This window comes from Methylobacterium variabile (assembly GCF_001043975.1).
Taxonomy (GTDB): domain Bacteria; phylum Pseudomonadota; class Alphaproteobacteria; order Rhizobiales; family Beijerinckiaceae; genus Methylobacterium; species Methylobacterium variabile.
In genome coordinates this window covers 1-17,749 of sequence record NZ_LABY01000101.1, presented here as the reverse complement: position 1 = coordinate 17,749, position 17,749 = coordinate 1, and the positions used below count along the sequence as shown (strand labels likewise).

At 73.1% G+C, this 17,749-nt stretch carries 17 protein-coding genes; 10 read left to right on the top strand and 7 right to left on the bottom strand.

All coding sequences use genetic code 11. The features are described 5' to 3' along the window. Nucleotides 1-357: 357 nt before the first annotated feature. The 4 genes from VQ02_RS15515 (at nt 358) to VQ02_RS15500 (ending at nt 5,196) form a co-directional block, all read left to right on the top strand. Nucleotides 358-564, top strand: coding sequence for a hypothetical protein (locus VQ02_RS15515; RefSeq protein WP_048445102.1), 207 nt, complete (start codon nt 358-360; stop codon nt 562-564). 29 nt (nt 565-593) lie between these two features. After that, nucleotides 594-1,493: a serine O-acetyltransferase gene (cysE, locus tag VQ02_RS15510; RefSeq protein WP_245239742.1), complete on the top strand. Its 900-nt coding sequence runs from the start codon at nt 594-596 to the stop codon at nt 1,491-1,493. 405 nt (nt 1,494-1,898) lie between these two features. Further along, a complete protein-coding gene (locus VQ02_RS39740) occupies nt 1,899-3,290 on the top strand; it encodes a family 2B encapsulin nanocompartment shell protein (protein ID WP_048445101.1) in 1,392 nt (463 codons plus the stop codon). Then, nucleotides 3,277-5,196, top strand: a complete 1,920-nt coding sequence (locus VQ02_RS15500; protein WP_048445100.1) for a family 2A encapsulin nanocompartment cargo protein cysteine desulfurase — start codon at nt 3,277-3,279, stop codon at nt 5,194-5,196. Before VQ02_RS39740 ends, VQ02_RS15500 begins: the two co-directional genes overlap by 14 nt. A gap of 62 nt (nt 5,197-5,258) precedes the next feature. On the opposite strand, the gene VQ02_RS15495 is transcribed toward VQ02_RS15500, so the two are convergent. The 5 genes from VQ02_RS15495 to VQ02_RS15475 all read right to left on the bottom strand — a co-directional run bounded on the left by VQ02_RS15495 (nt 5,259) and on the right by VQ02_RS15475 (nt 10,061). Further along, nucleotides 5,259-6,491 (bottom strand): NAD(P)/FAD-dependent oxidoreductase, encoded by a 1,233-nt coding sequence (locus VQ02_RS15495; RefSeq protein ID WP_048445099.1) that lies wholly within the window; start codon nt 6,489-6,491, stop codon nt 5,259-5,261. Between the two features lie 179 nt (nt 6,492-6,670). After that, nucleotides 6,671-7,669 carry an SDR family oxidoreductase gene (locus VQ02_RS15490; protein WP_048445098.1) on the bottom strand — a complete coding sequence of 333 codons (999 nt, stop codon included), beginning with the start codon at nt 7,667-7,669 and terminating at the stop codon, nt 6,671-6,673. A gap of 141 nt (nt 7,670-7,810) precedes the next feature. Further along, nucleotides 7,811-8,062 carry a hypothetical protein gene (locus VQ02_RS15485; protein WP_048445118.1) on the bottom strand — a complete coding sequence of 84 codons (252 nt, stop codon included), beginning with the start codon at nt 8,060-8,062 and terminating at the stop codon, nt 7,811-7,813. 467 nt (nt 8,063-8,529) lie between these two features. Beyond that, nucleotides 8,530-9,675, bottom strand: a complete 1,146-nt coding sequence (gene repC, locus VQ02_RS15480; RefSeq protein WP_083469237.1) for a plasmid replication protein RepC — start codon at nt 9,673-9,675, stop codon at nt 8,530-8,532. A gap of 188 nt (nt 9,676-9,863) precedes the next feature. After that, the gene (locus VQ02_RS15475) at nt 9,864-10,061 is read right to left on the bottom strand and encodes a hypothetical protein (RefSeq protein WP_048445096.1); all 198 of its coding nucleotides are present in this window, start codon (nt 10,059-10,061) and stop codon (nt 9,864-9,866) included. Between the two features lie 396 nt (nt 10,062-10,457). Between VQ02_RS15475 and VQ02_RS15470 the strand changes: the two genes are divergently transcribed. Next, a complete protein-coding gene (locus VQ02_RS15470) occupies nt 10,458-10,877 on the top strand; it encodes a hypothetical protein (protein ID WP_048445095.1) in 420 nt (139 codons plus the stop codon). A gap of 141 nt (nt 10,878-11,018) precedes the next feature. Here VQ02_RS15470 and VQ02_RS15465 read toward each other — a convergent pair whose 3' ends face one another. Beyond that, nucleotides 11,019-11,258: a hypothetical protein gene (locus VQ02_RS15465; protein WP_063838484.1), complete on the bottom strand. Its 240-nt coding sequence runs from the start codon at nt 11,256-11,258 to the stop codon at nt 11,019-11,021. A 391-nt stretch (nt 11,259-11,649) separates the two neighbouring features. Here VQ02_RS15465 and VQ02_RS15460 point away from each other — a divergent pair, with 391 nt between their 5' ends. The 4 genes from VQ02_RS15460 (at nt 11,650) to VQ02_RS15445 (ending at nt 15,602) form a co-directional block, all read left to right on the top strand. Further along, a complete protein-coding gene (locus VQ02_RS15460) occupies nt 11,650-12,039 on the top strand; it encodes a cupin domain-containing protein (RefSeq protein ID WP_048445094.1) in 390 nt (129 codons plus the stop codon). Between the two features lie 119 nt (nt 12,040-12,158). Beyond that, entirely contained in the window at nt 12,159-13,382 is a 1,224-nt protein-coding gene (locus tag VQ02_RS34755; protein ID WP_053080390.1) for a 3-dehydroquinate synthase family protein, read from the top strand. A gap of 4 nt (nt 13,383-13,386) precedes the next feature. After that, nucleotides 13,387-14,391: an ROK family protein gene (locus VQ02_RS34750; protein ID WP_053080389.1), complete on the top strand. Its 1,005-nt coding sequence runs from the start codon at nt 13,387-13,389 to the stop codon at nt 14,389-14,391. Next, nucleotides 14,388-15,602, top strand: coding sequence for a family 4 glycosyl hydrolase (locus VQ02_RS15445; RefSeq protein ID WP_167350753.1), 1,215 nt, complete (start codon nt 14,388-14,390; stop codon nt 15,600-15,602). The genes VQ02_RS34750 and VQ02_RS15445 overlap by 4 nt, the downstream gene beginning before the upstream one ends. A gap of 360 nt (nt 15,603-15,962) precedes the next feature. Here the strand turns inward: VQ02_RS15445 and VQ02_RS15440 are convergent, their stop codons facing one another. Beyond that, nucleotides 15,963-17,204, bottom strand: a complete 1,242-nt coding sequence (locus VQ02_RS15440; RefSeq protein ID WP_048445092.1) for a glycosyltransferase family 4 protein — start codon at nt 17,202-17,204, stop codon at nt 15,963-15,965. 304 nt (nt 17,205-17,508) lie between these two features. Between VQ02_RS15440 and VQ02_RS38225 the strand changes: the two genes are divergently transcribed. Beyond that, a partial coding sequence (locus tag VQ02_RS38225) for an NTP transferase domain-containing protein (RefSeq protein WP_048445091.1) occupies nt 17,509-17,749 on the top strand: 241 nt, incomplete at its 3' end.

Here is a 17,749-nt window from a genome sequence, read left to right as displayed (position 1 = left end):
GCGATGCGGCCGCCGACGAGGAGGACCGACGCGGCCGAGAGGCCGATCAGGCCACTGCCGGCGAGGACGGTGGTCCGTGGGCTCATCGGGATGCGCGACTGGAACCTCGGCGCCAAGCATCCCGGCCGGCCGGAAGGGAAGATGCGGAACATGCCTTGCGCATCGCCGTTCTATCGTAGATTATCGAGTAATTACAGCAGCTTACCGAAACAAATGCTCCCGTTCGCACGATTCGCGACCACAACCTTCCCCGTGCTCCCGGGCTCTCGGGGAAGTTCTTCCCGGCCGGCCGCTGCGGCAGGTCCGGGTCTCGTCGGGGCGGGCGGGCGCCAGGACCGACCGTCGGGGGATCACGCCATGGCTTCAGCGACGATGACGCGCGGCGACGAGGTGGTGTTCGAGCGGCTCGACCTTGCCGAGGTGCTGGGCATCTGGCGGCACGCCAAGGGCCGGGTCGTCGGCATCCACGGCCAGGACGGCCGCGCCCCGACCATCGACGTCAAGTTCGACGGGCACGAGACCCTGCAGCGCTACCTGCCCGACCTGTTTCGGCGCGTGCAGTGACGTCCAGCCCGATGGGAGAAACCCTCAGCATGAGCGCGGCACCGCCCGCCGGCGCGTTCACGCGGCCCGCGATCACCTCCGCCCTGCGGGGGAGCCCGTCCGCCCTCGGCCCTCCGCCCCTGCGCGCGACGAGCCACAGCACGGCGGAGGCGGACGTCTGGGCGGAGCTGCGCGCCGAGGCGGAGGCGGCACTGATCGAGGAGCCGCTCTACGCCGGGATCATCCAGGCCACGATCCTCGACCAGCGCAGTCTCGCCCAGGCTCTCGCCTACCGTCTCGCCCATCGGCTCGGCGACGGCGACCTCGCCCGCCTGTCGATGCGCGACCTGTGCCTCGCCGCCTTCGAGGCCGACCCCCATGCCGGCGCCCACGCCGTGCGCGACCTGATCGCGATCCGCGAGCGCGACCCGACCTGCCGCCGCTACCTCGACCCTTTCCTGTTCTACAAGGGCCTGGCCGCCCTCGAGGGCTACCGGGTCGCCCACTGGCTCTGGCACCAGGGCCGGATGACGCTCGCCCTCCACGTCCAGAGCCGGATCTCGGAGGTGTTCGGCTGCGATATCCACCCGGCGGCGCGGATCGGCTCGGGCGTGTTCATCGACCACGCCACCGGGGTGGTGATCGGCGAGACCGCGGTGATCGCCGACGACGTGTCGATCCTGCAATCCGTGACGCTGGGTGGTAACGGCAAGGAGAGCGGCGACCGCCATCCGAAGATCGACCGCGGGGTGCTGCTGAGCGTCGGCGCCAAGGTGCTGGGGAACATCCGGGTCGGCGAGGGCGCCAAGGTCGCCGCCGCCGCGGTCGTGCTGCACGACGTGCCGCCCCACACCACCGTGGCGGGCGTGCCGGCCCGGGTGGTGTCGCGCATTCCGCGCTCGGAGGAGCCGGCCCTGACCATGGACCAGTTCTTCGGCGACGGCATCTGACCGAGCCCGAGAAAATCCCTCCCGGAGACGGTTCATCGCGAGATCGCGGCACGGCCGCGATCTCGTGGAACCATATTCCACAATGTCGCCAATCCGTAGATCATGATTTTGGTTGCCGTCTTATCAGGAGATTTTCCTGCGGGACCGCCGGCAAGAAATGAAAAAACATTCTATTGACCTTCGAGGCCAGTCGCCGGTATCGCTGCGGCAGCGCTCGGCATCTCGCCAGTAATTCGAAATCTTTCGCCGCCGACGCGCCCGAGAAAAGCCAGAACGAACAATGCGAACGGGCAGACATACGTCCGTCACGATCTGCCGTCCCATGCGGACGGTGATGATCCTTGCGTCATGCATCCGAAGACAGGGCTGGATCAGCCCGCAACGACGACACGGAGACGAACCTCGATGAGCGGACCGGGTTTGAGCGTCAGCGCCTCAGCCGCACGCAATCTCGCCACGGCGACCGTCACCTCGGTCCAGAACGCGGCCAACACGCCGCGCTTCCTCCTGCGGCTGCTGCCCTTCGTCGACGTGCCGGGCGGCGTCTACCGGGTCAACCGCCGCGCCGTCGTGCTGGCCAAGCCCGGCCGCATCGACCTTTCGACCGAGGGCGAGGCCCGCGCGGTCCGTCCCGGCTCCCTGCGCGCCGTGCCGCTGTTCAGCCGCCTCGGCGACGCGGAACTCGCGGCGCTCGCCGGCCGCTTCACCGAGAGCCGCCACCGCGCCGGCGACGTCATCGCCGAGGAGGGCTCCGCCGGCCGCAGCCTCGTGGTCGTCGCCGACGGCACCGTCGAGCTGACCCTGTCGGGTCCCTACAAGGGGCGCCTGCGCCAGGGCCTGGCCACCCGCGGCGACTATTTCGGCGACGGCGACCTCGTCGGCGAGGCGTCCCCCGCCCCGGCCGTCAAGGCGCTCTCGGCGGTGACCCTGCTCACCCTCGACCGCGCCGCGATCGAGGACGAGGCCGTCGCCTCGCGCATCGCCCAGCACCGCGAGGAACGCGACCGGCTGAAGGGCCACACCAATTCCTACGGCGAGCAGGGCATCGAGCTGCTCGCCGTCCATGCCGGCGAGCCGCGCCTGCCGACCACCTTCGTCGATTACGAGATCGACCCGCGCGAGTACCACCTCTCGACAATCCAGACGATCCTCAACACCCATACCCGCGTCACCGACCTCTACTCGAACGAGATCGACCAGCTGCGCGAGCAGATCCGCCTCACGGTCGACGCCGTGAAGGAGCGCGAGGAGTGGGAGCTCCTCAACAACTCGCAGTTCGGCCTCCTCAACGAGGTGAGCCAGCGCCAGCGCATCCCGACCCGCGGCGGTCCGCCGACCCCAGACGACCTCGACGAGTTGCTGACCCTGGTGTGGAAGAAGCCCGCCTTCTTCGTCGCCCACCCGCGCGCCATCGCGGCCTTCGGGCGGGAGGCGACCCGCCGCGGGGTGCCGCCGGTGGTGGTGCACCTGTTCGGGGCGCCGTTCATCACCTGGCGCGGCGTGCCGCTCGTCCCCAGCGACAAGCTGCCGATCGACATCGACCCGGTGACCGGCGCCCAGACCACCTCGATCCTGCTGCTGCGCGTCGGCGAGGGCGAGCAGGGCGTGGTCGGCCTGCACAAGTCCGGCGTCACCGGCGAGATCGAGCCCGGCCTGTCGGTGCGCTACATGGGCACCAACGACCACTCGATCGCCTCGCACCTCGTGACCCGCTACTTCTCGGCCGCGGTGTTGGTGGAGGACGCGATCGCCCGCCTCGATAACGTGCTGCTCGGCAACTACCATGACTACGCCTGAGGCGCCGCTCAGCTTCCCTTCCGGGACGCCGGCCGAGCTCGCCCACGCGGATCTCGTCGGGCGCCTCGCCCGCGAGATCTACGGGCAGGGCCAGGCTCTGAGCGCGCCCTTCGCCCCGACCCTGCCGGCGGGGCCCCACCGCCCGCAGGAATTTCCGGCGCTCCCCCCGGCTCCGGCCGGGGGCTCCCCCCCGGGATTCGAGCCCGGCCTCGCCGCGCTCGGCGCCCGCTCGTCCGGCGCACCACCGGTCGGCCTGGCGGGCCTGACCGGCCCCTCCGCCGCCAATCCGGTCGGTGCCACGCCAGCGCCGGTCGGCGCGAACGCGCTCGACCTCGGCACGATCCCCTCGGTGCATCCGCTCGCGGACCCGTTCGGGACGAACCCGCTCGGGTCGCGGGGCCTGCCCGAATACGTCGTGCCGAGCCTGCCCGAGGTCGCCGCCGGCCTGCCGGGCGGCTCGGACCTCTACCGGCAGATCGCCGCCGACCACCCCCGGGCTCACGCCTTCGCGCAGGCGGTGGCGCCGGCGCTCGTCCCGGCGGACCCGTCGCGGGCCGGAGCGGACTACTACTTCCTCGATCCCGCCCCGACGCACCGCGGCGGACAGCCCGCGGCCCGGCCGCGGGTCGAGCCGACGCACCGGGCGGGTCCGGCCCCGCGCGCGACCTCGCACGGGTCGAGCCCGGCCGCGGCGCCCTTCGACGTCGAGCGCGTGCGCCGCGACTTCCCGGCCCTGCACCAGAGCGTGAACGGCCACCGGCTGGTCTGGCTCGACAACGCCGCCACCACCCACAAGCCCCGGAGCGTCATCGACGCGACGAGCGATTTCTACGGCCGCCACAACTCGAACATCCACCGGGCGGCGCATACCCTGGCGGCGCGGGCGACTGACCTGTTCGAGGGCGGCCGCGAGAAGACCCGCCGCTTCCTCAACGCGCCCAGCAAGGACGACATCGTCTTCCTGCGCGGCACGACGGAGGCGATCAACCTCGTCGCCAACTCCTACGGCCGGGCCAATATCGGCCCGGGCGACGAGATCATCGTCTCGACGATCGAGCACCACGCCAACATCGTGCCCTGGCAGCTCCTCGCGCAGGCGACCGGCGCGACGATCCGGGTGATCCCGGTCAACGACCGTGGCGAAATCATCTTCGAGCAGTACACCGCGCTGCTGTCGGGGCGCACCAAGATCGTCTCGGTGACCCACGTCGCCAACGCCCTCGGCACGGTGAACCCGGTTCGAGAGATCATCGCGCTGGCCCATGCCTACGGCGTGCCGGTGCTGGTCGACGCGGCGCAATCGACGCCGCACATCCCCATCGACGTGCAGGCGCTCGACGCCGACTTCCTGGTCTTCTCCGGCCACAAGGTGTTCGGGCCGACCGGAATCGGCGCGCTCTACGGCAAGAGCCACCTGCTCGAGGCGATGCCGCCGTGGCAGGGCGGCGGCCACATGATCGAGGACGTCACCTTCGCCAGGACCGTCTACAAGGGTGCGCCGGAGAAGTTCGAGGCCGGCACCCCGGACATCGCGGGCGCGGTGGGCTTGGGGGCCGCCCTCGACTACCTGGAGGGCGTGGGCCTTCCCGGCATCGCGGCCTACGAGCACGACCTGCTCGACTACGCGCAGGAGGGGCTCGCCGAGGTGAAGGGCCTGCGCCTGATCGGGACGGCCCGCGAGAAGGCGAGCGTGATGTCGTTCGTGATCGACGGCACCGAGAACGAGGCGGTCGCCCACCATCTCGACCGGCAGGGCATCGCGGTGCGCTCGGGCCATCACTGCGCCCTGCCGGCCCTGCGCCGCTTCGGCGTCGACCAGACGATCCGGGCCTCGCTCGCCTTCTACAACACCCGTGAGGACGTCGACGTGTTCCTCAAGGCGCTGCACGCCCTGCCGCGGCGCTGAAAGGCGCGGGGGCCGCTCCCGCGGCGGATCTCCGCAGGCCAGCGCGCCTCGCCGCCTTTGCGTCAGCGGCGGCCCGGGCGGAACGGCGCAGCGGGCACGAACGGGACCTCGCCCGACATCGTCTCGGCCAGCAGGCGGCCGGTGGCGGGCCCGAGGGTGAAGCCCTGGTGGCCGTGCCCGAAGTGGAGCCACAGGCCCGGATGGCGGGGCGCCGCGCCGATGACCGGCAGCATGTCGGGCATGCAGGGGCGCGTGCCGGACCACGGCGCGTGCTCGCCGGGCACGCCGAGATCGACGAGGTCCCGCGCGGCGGCCTCGGCGCGGGCGAGCTGGACCGGGCTCTCCGCCGCCTCGGGCGAGGCCAGCTCGGCGCCGGTGGTGATGCGCAAACCCTGCGCCATCGGCGCCATGACGTAGCCGTTCGCCGCGTCGAGGAGCGGCAGCGCCAGCGTCCGGGGACCGCGCCAGTGCCGATGGTAGCCGCGCTTGCGCAGCATCGGAATCCGGTAGCCGAACCGCCGCAGGAGGTCGGGCGCCCAGGGCCCGAGCGCCACGACCGCGGCCTCGGCCTCGACCGGCCCGTCCGCGGTCCGGATGCCCCACCCCCGGGCGGTCGGCCCGAGGCTGACCGCCTCGCCCCGGCGCACGGTGCCGCCGCGCTGCCGGAACAGGGCGGCGTAGGCCGCGACGAGGCCGCCCGGGTCCCGGACCGACCACGCGTCCTGCCACTGGATCGCGCCCGCCCCCGTCTGCTTCAGCGCCGGTTCCGCCGCGGCGAGCGCGGCCGGCGACAGCACCTGCGCGCGCACGCCGTAGCGCGCCCGCAGGCGCTCGGCCTCCGCCGCGGCCCGCTCCATGTCCTGCGGCGTGCGGTGCAGGACGCGGAAGCCGCCCTGGCGCACGAGGTCGGTCGCGCCGGCCGCCTCGATCAGGGCCGCGTGTTCGGGAACCGCCTGGGCGATGAGGGTCGCGTAGGCCCGCGACGCGGCCGCGTGGCGCGCGGGGGCCGAGTGCCACCAGTAGCGCAGGAGCGGCCCGAGGTGGCGGTGGAGCGCGCGGGCCTCGTAATGGACGTCGTTGCTGCGACCGGTGGCGATCGCGAGCAGCGTCGCCCCGTCGCGGGGCATGGCGTAGGGCTCGACGGCCTCGCCCTGGATGATCCCGGCATTGCCGTGGCTCGTCTCCCGTCCCGGCTCGCCCCTGTCGACGAGGACGACGGACCAGCCGCGCTGCTGCAGGTGGAGGGCTGTGCCGACGCCGACCATGCCGGCGCCCAGAACGATCGCGCTGCGCAACTCTCCGCCTCGGGATGCGATGGACCGACGGGCTCGCCACGGCGCCGCGATTCCCGCCCGCGCGACGACGTCGCCGGATGGGAGCGGACCGCCACGCCTCGGGCCGGCCCCGACGATACGCGGCGCACGCGAACATGCAATCGCGCGCGCCCCCCGATCCCGGCCGTTCGGCGCGCCCGTCAGAGCGGCCGTCGGCCGCGCCGTCCGAGGATGAGGGCTGCCGTGGCGGCCAGGCCGGCCGCGACGCCGGCGGTCGTCGCCAGCGGGTGCAGCGTCGCGCGGGTATAGGCACTGGTGCGCATGACGTAGGTCGGCGGATCGCCCCGCTCGCGCCCGGCCTCCCGGGGTGCGTGGAGCGCCCCTTGCGGGCTCCGCGGCGGCTCGGAGCGCTTCTGCAGGGCGATGATGGCGGGGGCGAGCTCGTCGTAGGCGCCCGGCGCGAACTCCTTGCCCATCACGAACAGCTTGCCGCCGCCGCCCACGAAGATGTCGCGCTGCGGGTGCACGGCGGCGTGCAGGATGGCGTTGGCCACCTCCTCGGGCGGGTAGATCGGCGGCGGCAGGGTCGGCTGGCGGTCCATGTAGTTGCGGGCACGGTCCGGCAGCGGCGTGTCGACCGACGCGGGCTTGACCAGGGTGACGGAGACCGGCGCGCCCTCCGCGATCAGCTCCATGCGCAGCGTGTCGGTGAAGCCCTTCACCGCGTGCTTGGAGGCGGCGTAGAGGCCCTGGAACGGGAAGGCGAGGTCGGAGGCGATGCTGCCCACGTTGATCAGCGCGCCCCCGCGGCGGCGCAGGTGCTCGGCGGCCACGAGCGAGCCGTTCACCGTCCCCCAGAAGTTGGTCCGGATGAGCCGCTCGTGGTCCTCCTGGGCGATCTCGCGCAACGGCCCGTAGACGGTCAGGCCGGCGACGTTGACCCAGGTGTCGAAGCCGCCGAACGCCGCGACGGCCTTCTCGGCGACGGCCTCGACGTCCTCCCGGCGGCCGACATCCGCGGTGACGGCGAGAGCCCCGGGGCCGAGCTCGGCGGCGATCCGGGCGAGCACGTCCTCGCTGCGGGCGGCGAGAACCACCCGGGCGCCGCGCTCGACGGCCATCCGGGCGGTGGCGAGGCCGATGCCGCTCGACGCGCCCGTGACGACGATGACCTGCTCCCGCAACGGCTTGTGTCTCATGCCCGGCGTGCTCCCTGGCGTCCCGCTCCTGAGGGAGCGATGAGGCTACGCGCGAGGGGCCGATCCGTTGCCGAGGCGCGCCGATCGCCCGCAGGCGACTCTCGCACGAGGCTTCGCGCGGAGAATCGACTGTCACACGGCTTATGCGGCCCGGAGGCGCCTGACGTTGACGGCCACGTGCTCCCGGTAGCGCGCAACGACCGTGTCGATCGAGCCGAAGCCCATCAGCGTCTCGGTCGCCTCGCGGGCGGCGGCGAACTTCTCCGTGACCATCGACACGGCCTCGTCCCGGCCCTCGCGTCCGCCCCAGGCCAGCCTGACGAGCCGCAGCTCGATCACCTTCTGGGCCTCGAAGGCCAGCAGCACCGCGGGATTGAGCCACCACGCCCAGATCGCCAGCTGCCACGGCAGGCGACAGCGTGTTTCGGTCTCGGCCGCCGGCGGGTGCGCGGCGGCGTAGTCCAGCATCATGTCCTCGAGATCAGCCGGTCCGATCATGATCGCTCCTCAGCGGCCATGTTGCACCGCACAAATCAACGGCGGGCTTCGTCGCTGGGTTCCATGCGACCGGTGGTCCCGGATCCATGCTCCCGATCGCCCGGCGCGATTCGAGCCGGCTGGCATCGGTCCTGAGGGCCGGGACCGGTCCAGGAGTTGAGGGTCCGCAGGACTGCCGGCCATCGCTCTCCTCGCGCAGCTCGCAGACGACGTCCGTGTCGAGCGGGAAGGCACGACAGGCTGGGTCTGGCTCGCGGTCTGCTGGAACGCGCGACCGGTCGGCGTCCTGACGGTCACGGGTACTCCTCTCCTCAGTGCCGAGGTTGGCACGTTCGAACGTCCTCCGGCCGGCGATCGGCTCGTCACGTCAAGCGCCGGCGTCGCATCGCCAGCAGCTCGGTCTCCGGGCTGTAGCGCCCCTCCGCGCACAGGCGCGCGAGCCGCCGGAAGTAGCCGCCGGGATTGCGGATCCGGTCGCGTCCCGAGGAGACGTCGTCGTCGTGGAGCTGGGCCACGATCAGCACGAGGACCGCCGCCCGGTAGGGTCCCAGTGCCTGGCATGCCTCGGCCCAGGCGCTCTGATGCGCCCCGATCGACGCCCTGAGTCCCCGGCCGGCGTCGAGGACCTCGTGCTCCTCGCGGATCTCGCCCCGCACCAGGTCGCGCAGGGTCGGGCAGGCCTCGACGACCAGCGCCGGTGGCAGACCTGCTGCCGGCCATTCCGCGTGGCGAGCCGTCCCAACCGTCCCCGGCGAGTCCTTGCTCCAAGACTCACTCAGGGATCCTTTCTCTGTTTCAATGTGCCGGCGCGATTTGCCGTCACAGCCGGCTGCGTAGAAGCGTTCCTCCACCATCTGCCGCAGCTCCCCCCAGGCCTCGACGACCAGCTCCGGATCGCCGGCCGAGCGCCGGTCGGGGGAGGAGGCGTCGAGGCTCGCCTGGACGGTCACGAGATCGGCCACGGGGGTCTCGGGATGGCGGCTCGCGAGAGCCTGCAGGGCCTCGGCCACCGCGCGCCGATGAACCGTCATCAGGTCAAATGCCCGGCGGCGGCGCTCCCGTGCCTCGGCGCGGGCCTGGATCGCCAGCGCCCACTCGCCCCGGCGCACGTAGAGCGGCGTCAGGTCGAACCCGAACGCATCCACGATCGTGCCGTCGCGCGCCCGGATGGCGTAGCGCTTGCCGTTGGCGGAATCCTTCGGCGTCACGAGCTCGAGGCTGACGAGGTCGCGCAGCGCGTAGCGCACGGCGCGCTCCGAGAGCCCGGTCCGCGACACCAGGTAGTCGTTCGAGGGCCACACGATGAGGCGCGACCACTCCTGCTCGCCCCAGGCGGCGACGAGCTCGGAGAGCACGAGCCGCAGGGACGGCCGCAGGGCGAGGGCCTTGGCGGCCTCCCTGGCGGATGCGGACAGTTCCTTGCGCGTCACCGTGCGCCCGTCCTCGAGGGCGCGTCTCTGTCCGGCGAGGGCGGCGCGCGTCAGCGGCCGGCCCCCGGTCTGAACCATCTCCACTCCACACCTCCTTGACGGAGGCAAAGCGGGACCGTTCGCCCGAGCGGGCGTCATTGACGGTGAGTCCGGGAGCCGCTAGAAGGAGGGTGTCAATCCGGTCTTCCAGCGGCGGCTTCCCCAGCCACCGTATGAGATCCAAAAGCGCCGAGGTCCCCACCTCGGCGCTTTTTGCTTTGCCGCGTCTACATGTTCGGCTCCACGAAGGCTTGCTCGAGCGCGTGGATGATCGCGAGGCGGCGATTCGGGAAACGACCCTCACGCACCGCCGCATCGATCGCCTGCTGCACCTGCGCCGGCACCCAGACGTTCGTCTCCAGCTCCCCGGACGCCTTGCGGGCCTCGCGGAGTTTCTTCACGCGCTGAGACGGGGTGTCGGCCATCGATACGGCTCCACGACTCGTAACGTTACGAGTCGTGTCACGAGTCGGCGGCGTCCGGCAATCCGGCGCCGCGACCCCGCAGCGATTCTTAATTTTCGATTCACAGCTGAATCGACCCCGCGACCCGTGCTTGCGGGGTCGGCGCCGAGATCTGGCCTCGACTCGCTGCCCATGCAGGCCATCTGGAAAAGTTCCCGGGTGAGGCCCGGCGAATCATCGCGGCCGGGCCCGAATCACTGTCCTGCTCTCTCCCGCCATCCTTCCCCGGGACTTCGCCGGCGCCGTTGCGACGCATCCTTCCGCCGATTTCCCGGCGTCCCTGCTGTCGGGCACGCTGCGCGCCCTATATTCGCCTCTTCGTCGCGGCGGCGCGCCGCGGCCAACCCGGAGGGCGCGATGCCCACCGACCTTCCATCTCGCTACAAGAGCCCGCGATCGCGGGGCGCGACCGCGCTGCGGACCGCGGTCGTCGGTCTCCGGCTCCGCCTCCTCGGCTGGCGCATCGAGAAGGCGCTGGAGGACAGGGACCACGCCAGGCTCCTGCGCCTGACTGCGGCCTGGGACGATCTGCGCCGCGACCGGGCGGCGGATCCGGCCAGCGACCCCTCGCGGGCGCGCGATCGACGGTGGGACATGGCCTGCGAGCGGGTTCGCCGAGCCGTTCCGAAGATTGAGCGGGAGGAGCGTCGCCTCGCCTGGGTCGTCGAGCGAATGGGGCGGGCCCGGGCGGCGCGTGACGAGCGCGCCTACGAACGCTCGTGCCTCCTCGGCCGGGCAGCCCAGGAGCGCCTCATCCAGCTATGGGGACAGATCTGACGCCGGTCCCGGGAGGGACTCTGGCGCGGAGCCGGCCTCGGCGATCGTCCGTGGCGCATGGGCGATCTCCCGGGATCGCCTGTAGCGAACGATCGGGTGTCGTCCGGCGCACAGCGGGGTCAGGACCCCGCCGCTGCCGGTTCAGGGCCGGTCGGCGTAGGGAGGAACCTCGACGAGCGTGCCGATCAGGCGAAGCAGGGCCTGCTGCTCGGGCTTGCCGGCCCCGTCGCGCAGGAAATCCCCCAGGTCGATGTGGCTGAGACGGCCGCCGGATGGACCGTTGGGCTGATGGATGATGAAGGCCCTGCCGTTGCTCGGCTCACGGCCCAGATACCAGCAGTCGCCGCCCGGACTCTGATACAATTCGCGACGATTCGACATGAGCAATCACTCCTGCTGGTCGCGGAGCATACGCCAGCGCGGGGCGGATCGGGAGGTCCGGCCGGCCGCCGCGCAGTGTCGGACAAATGCTCCGCCCGCCGGCCCCGAGGGCGTCACCCCGCCTCGGCAGGGGCCGCGCGCCCGCCGGGGCGGGGCCCGCGTCGCCGCCGGCCTGACCAATCCGGACGCACCTTTATTGTAATTTGCACGCCGTAATTCCGTTCGCTTCCTGGCAATCCTTCCGCATGCGAAAGGAGTAGCGGGGCTCTCGATTGAATCACTGTTTCGCTGTTCTGCCCGGATGCATGCTCCCGAGCCTGGCCAGAGACGGCCGGGGCAAACTGCAAGTCGGCAAGTCGAGCAGAACTCGCGTGCGGGGGAGACGGGATCGATGGGACGAACCGGCGTCGCTGAGGACCGTCATCACTCCTTCGCCGCGGCCTCGCTCGAGGAAGTCACGGCTCACGGGGGAGCGCGGCCCATCCTCACGCGCCGCGTCGTCGGGCGGACCGACAGCCTCAACTTCATCGACCTGACCGTCGTCCCGTCCGGCAGCGACATCGGGGTTCACACCCATGCCGACGACAACGAGGAGATCTACGTCGTCGTCTCGGGCAATGCGACGATGCGGGTCGACGGCCGCACCATCGCGGTGTCGCCCGGGGACGTCGTCGTCAACCGCCCCGGAGGGACGCACGGCCTCTGGAACACCGGCGACGAGGAGGTCCGCCTCGTCGTGATCGAGGTTCCACGCGGGAGGGCTGGCCGGACCGTGCCGTGATCCTCCGCCGGCCTCGTCGCGGCGGGGTCCCGTCTCCCTGTCCCTCTGCCGGACATGCACCGGGCCTCTCGCGGGGCCTGGCCGCAGCCGGCCCTTCCCTCCCGGAGGACACCCCGACGATGACCATCAGCCTGCGCGATCATGAGCCGGAGGCACCTCGCTCGCACGTCGCCGCGGCGACCCGCCGGACCGCGTACGAGGTCGTGTTCCAGGATCGGGAGCCCGCGGCCGCGCTCCGGTCGCTCCGGCCCTGGCTCGCCGACGGGGATCACCTGATCGTCACGACGCCCACCGTCCACGCCCTCTACGGAGACGCCCTGTCCGGCCTTCCGCCCTGCAGCCGGCGGATCCTCGTGCTCGACTGCACGGAGGCCAGCAAGACCCTGGAGCAGGTCGAGCACGTCTGCCGCCGGGCGCGCGAGCTCGGGCTCAGCCGCAGCGGCGCCCTCGTGTCGGTCGGGGGCGGGGTCTCCGGCGACGTCACCACGGTCGCCGCCGCCTGGCTGCGGCGCGGGATCCGGAACGTCCGCGTGCCGACGACGCTCGTGGGCCAGGTCGATGCGGGCCTCGGCTACAAGGGCGCGGTCAACTTCGACGGGCACAAGAGCTATCTCGGCTGCTTCCACGCCCCGGCCCACGTGCTGGTTGCCCCGGACTTCCTGCGCACCCTCCCGGCCCGGCACCTGCGCGAGGGATTTTCCGAGATCGTCAAGATCGCCATCGTCTGCGACGCCGACCTCCTGGACGTGGTGGAGCGCCACGCCGAGGCGCTGATCCGGACCGGCTTCCGCACGCCCCGGGAGCCGGGCCGCGCGATCGTGTGGCGGGCCGCCGGGCTCATGCTGGAGCAGCTCGCGCAGAACCCCTACGAGGACCAGAGCTACGAGCGCCTGGTGGATTTCGGGCATACCTTCAGCCCGATCCTCGAAGCCGCCTCCCGCCACCGTCTGTCGCACGGCGAGGCCGTGTCGGTCGACATGGCGCTGACGATGGCGCTCTCGGCCGAGCTCGGCCTGGTCGCGCCGGCGTCCCGGGACAGGATCCTCGCCCTGCTGCGGCGGCTCGGCCTGCCGGTCGCCTCGCCGCTGCTCACCGTCGATCTCTGCCGGCGCGCCCTGGAGCAGGCGGCCCTCCACCGGGGCGGGCGGCCCAACCTGGTCCTGCCGGCCGATTCCGGTCCGGCCCGCTTCCTCGAAGCCGCCGACGCGATCGGGGCCGACGTGCTCGCCCGGGCGCTCCGGGCCGTGGCCGAGGCCCCTGCGCCCATGCGGCAGGGCCCCTTGCCCCTCGCCCGTCCCGGCCGGCGGGCGGAGGCGGGCGGCCTTCGCCTGGCGGGAACCTGACGCCGTGGGCGCGCAGGTCCTGGTGTTCGACGTCGGCGGCACCACGACGCGGGCCGGGCTGTTCGATCTCGGCGCGGCCCGCCTGATGCGGACGGAGCGGGCGCCGACGCCCTCCGTCTCCAATTGCCCCGGCGAGACCGGCGCGAGGCTGCGCGCCCGCCTCTACGGGCTGATGGCGCGGCTCGCCGCGCGGCTCGGGGCCGAGACGCCGGCCCGCGTCGTCATCGGCTTTCCCGGGCCGGTGGACGCGAACGGGGTCGCCCTGCGCGCACCGACCGTCTGGGGCGCGGAGCGGGACCCGGAGCCGGTGGCGGCGCGGGTGAGGGCGCTCTGGCCGGGGGCGGGCATCCGCGTGGTCAACGACCTGAGCGCGGCGGGGTACGGCTTCCTCCGGCACGCCCACGACGACGCCTGCATCGTGACGGTCAGCTCCGGGATCGGCCACAAGGTCTTTCTCGACGGACGGCCCGTCGTCGGCCCGGCCGGACGCGGCGGCGAGATCGGCCACCTGCGGGTCGATTTCTCCGCGGACGCGCCGCCCTGCGAGTGCGGCGGGCGGGGCCATCTCGGCGCCCTGGCCTGCGGGCGGGCCGTTCCGGACCAGGCCGCGCGCCTGGCCCGCCGCGATCCGGGCGGCTTCGCCCGCTCGTCCCTGGCGGCCGCGGTCGGGGGCCGGGCCTCGCGCGTCGATGCGCCCCTCCTCGCCCGGGCCTTCCGAGCCGGCGACCCCTGGGCCACGACGCTGGTCGGCGTGCTCGCTGCGCCGCTCGGGCAGGTGCTCGCCGGCATCCACGCCGCCGTGGGCGTCGAGCGCTTCGTGATCATGGGCGGGTTCGCGCAGGGTCTCGGCCCCGCCTACCTCGCACCGGTCGCGCGGGCCGCCGCGGCGAGCGCATGGGACCTCGGCCAGAACTGGGGGCTGATGCTGGAGCTCGGCGAGCGGGGCGACGATGCCGGGCTGTTCGGGGCCGGCCGCCTCGCCGCGCGCGAATGGGGCGGGCCGGCGTGACCGGTCACCTCGCCGTGCTCGGCGGCGGCACGCCCTACACGGTGGCCCTCGCCGACGCCATCGCGGCCCGGGGCCGGGCCGTGGCGCCCGGCCCCCTCGTTCTGGCCGGACGGGACGCGCGCGCGCTCGAGACGGTCGGCCGCTACGTGCGCGGCAGGCTCGCGCCGCTCGGCTGGTCCACCACCTGGACGACGGAGCCCCGGGCGGCCCTGCGCGGGGCCAGCCTCGTCCTCCATCAGATCCGCTACGGCGGCACCGCCGGCCGGCAGCGGGACGAGGAACTGGCGCTCGCCTGCGGCCTCGTGGCGGACGAGACCCTGGGCCCCGGGGCGCTCCAGGCCGCCCTGCGCCTGCGCGCGCCCCTGGCCGAGACCTGCCGGATGCTGGTCGAGGAATGCCCCGGCGCGGTGGTGCTCAACCTGACGAACCCGCTCAGCCTGACGACCGCGCGCATGGTCCGGGCCGGCGTGTCGGGCTGCCTCGGCCTGTGCGAGTTGCCCCGCGTGACCCTGGAGGCGGCCGCCGCCGTGCTGGGCGAGGACCCGGCGCGGGCCCGCTGGGCCTATGCGGGCCTGAACCACCGCGGCTTCCTCGTGCGGCTGGAATGGGACGGCGTCGACCGCATCCCCGACCTCGTCCGCCGGCTCGGCGACCGCACCCTGAACGGGATCCGGGCGGACGAGATCGCCGCCCTGAAGGCCATCCCCACCAAGTACTTCCGCCTCGCCCGAACGCCCGCGCCCGCCCCCGAGCCGGGACGCGCCGCGTTCCTGGGCTCGCTCCGCGCGCGCCTCCTGGAGGAGCTGCGCGCCGACCCCGGCCGGTCGCCGCCGAGCCTGGGCGTGCGCGACATGGCGTGGTACCCGCGGGCCGTCGTTCCGGCGATCGAGGCGCTCCGCTCGCCGCGCCCGCTGGACTGCGAGGTCAACGTCCTCGCGCCCTCGGGAATCGTCGAGGAGGGGCGGGTCGGCTTGAGCGCGGCGGGGCCCGGCCCGCTGCGGCCGGCCGCGGCGCCGGCCCCGGCCGCGGCCTGGCTCGCCGCCTTCCGCCGCCACGAGCGCGACCTGCTCGACGCGGTGGAGCACCCGAGCCTGCCGGCGATCCGCCGGGCGCTGGAGGCCGACCCGCTGATCCCGGCGCCGAAGGTCGAGGAATGCGCGCGCCTGATCTGGGCGCGCCGGGACGCGGAGGCTGCGGCTGCGAGCGCCTGAGGACGCGCCGATGTCGCGCCGGCCATGCGCCGGCGCCTGATTCCGCCGCGTTGTCCGCGACGGACCGGCCTCCGCTTCTTCGGAGATCGTGTCGTACGAACCCTGCCTGATCTGTTCCGAAAACAATAAACCGCGGGATCCCCTCTCCCGTGTGGGAGAGGGGTAGTGGCGATCGAAGATCGCGCGAGGGTGCGACGGTCCTGAGTTAGATTCGACCGTCCCGCTGCCAGCACGGCGTTCAGTACTCAACACTGAAGCGTGTCACCCTCACGCGGGATCTTCGATCCTCTGGCCCCTCTCCCACACGGGAGAGAGGAGATGTGCTCAGTCTTGATTCGAACCGACCACGCGGAACGCGTATCAAGCTGCCTGCGCGACCCGGCCGCGCGGGGCCCCGTGGACCTCCTCGAACAGGTCCTCGATGCGGCGCGCCATGACCTGCGGCGTGTAGCCGGTCCGGTGGCGCGCGCGGGCGTTCCGCCCCAGGCGAACGGCCTCTTCGGGCCGGTGCAGGAGGCGCAGGAGCGCGTCGGCGAGTGGCCCCGCGTCGCCCGGCGGCAGCACGATCCCGGTCTCGCCGTCGCGCACCAGCTCGTGGATGCCGCCGACCCGGGTCGTCACCGCCGGCTTGCCGAGGGACATGCCCTCGAGGAGCGCGATCGGGGAGGAATCGAGCAGGGTCGGGTGAGCGTGGATGTCGACGAGGGGCCAGACGTCGCCGATCGGGCCCGGATACGGGGCGAGGCGGACGCGCTTGCCCAGCCCGGCCGCCGCGATCGCCCGGACGAGCCGGTCCCGGTGATCCAGTCCCTCCTGGTTGTAGGACGGGTAGCCGCACAGCAGGACGAAGGCGTCCGGGACCTCGGCCAGGACCCGCGCCGCGGCCGCGAGCAGCAGCTCCTGCCCCTTGTAGGGCTGGATGCGGGCGATCTGGCCGATCACCCTGGCGCCGTCCGGGATGCCGAGCTCGGCCGCGACCTCCTGCGCCGGCCGGGTCGCCCGCGGCGGCGCGATCCCGTTGGGGATGCAGCGGCCCGGGGGCGCGAACAGCATCCAGCGGCGCATCGCGTCGAGGCAGGTCTGCGAATCGCAGACGACCGCGTCGACCAGGCCGTAGACCCCGCGGAAGAGGTGCCAGGCCGGCGAGCGCGGGCCGGCATGCTTGACCTGGGGAAAGTAGTTCGTCGACACGACGGCCCGCGTGCCGGCGAGCCGGGCGGCCAGGGCCGCGACCACGGTGCCCGTGTCGCCCCTGCCGTCCACCACGTCGATGGCGCGCTCGCGCAGGAGACGCGCCGCCTGCTGCACGAAGCGCCGGAACCCCCGGATCTTGGCGAGCTGGCGGACCGCCGGCGACGCGTCCGGCGGGCTCTGGAACCCGTAGGGCAGGCCGAGGTCGATCAGCGGCACGTCGAGGGCCGCGAACCGGTGCCGGATCGGCCCCCACAGCGCGTCCATCTCCGGGGAGGCGCCGCAGCCGCAGATCACCAGGTGGTCGAACCGGTCGGCATCCCGGGCCGCCAGGTAGGCGAGCAGACGGTTCTCGTCGCCGCCGATGTGCAGGAACGGGACGATCGTCGCGATTCTCAACCGGCGCGGCATGGGCGCTCCTCCGTTCGGGCGGATCGGGCCGGCGCGAGCTTGTCCCCCGGCCTTCTCCGGCCGCAACCGCTCCCAACGGTGCTGCCGCCGCCGAACGGCTGAGCCGGCCTCCACCCTTCGCGCACCTCGCCCTCGCTCTCGGTCGCGGGCGCTCCTCCCCTTTGAGCGACGCCGTCGCGGACCGGGCCGACGCCGAAGGGACGACGGGCGCCGCCGCGAGGGCCGGCCTATCCTCGGCGGGTACCCGGCGTCGCCGCCCGCGAGCCCTGCCGGGGGCGATCGGGGGCACGAGGAGGAGCGGACCATGCCGGCGAGCGCGGCGGCACTCATCGTGGCGGGGGGGGCGGGCGAGCGGATGCGCCGCTCGGGCAGCGCGCTGCCCAAGCCCCTGGTGCCGGTGGCCGGCATCCCGCTCCTCGAGTGGAACCTGCTCGCGCTCCTGCGGGCGGGCCTGCGCGACGTCCACGTGGCGGTCTCGGCGGCGGACGGGGCGGGGCGGGGTTTTGCGCGGTCGCGCTGCGCGGGACTCGCGGCGCGCTCCGGGG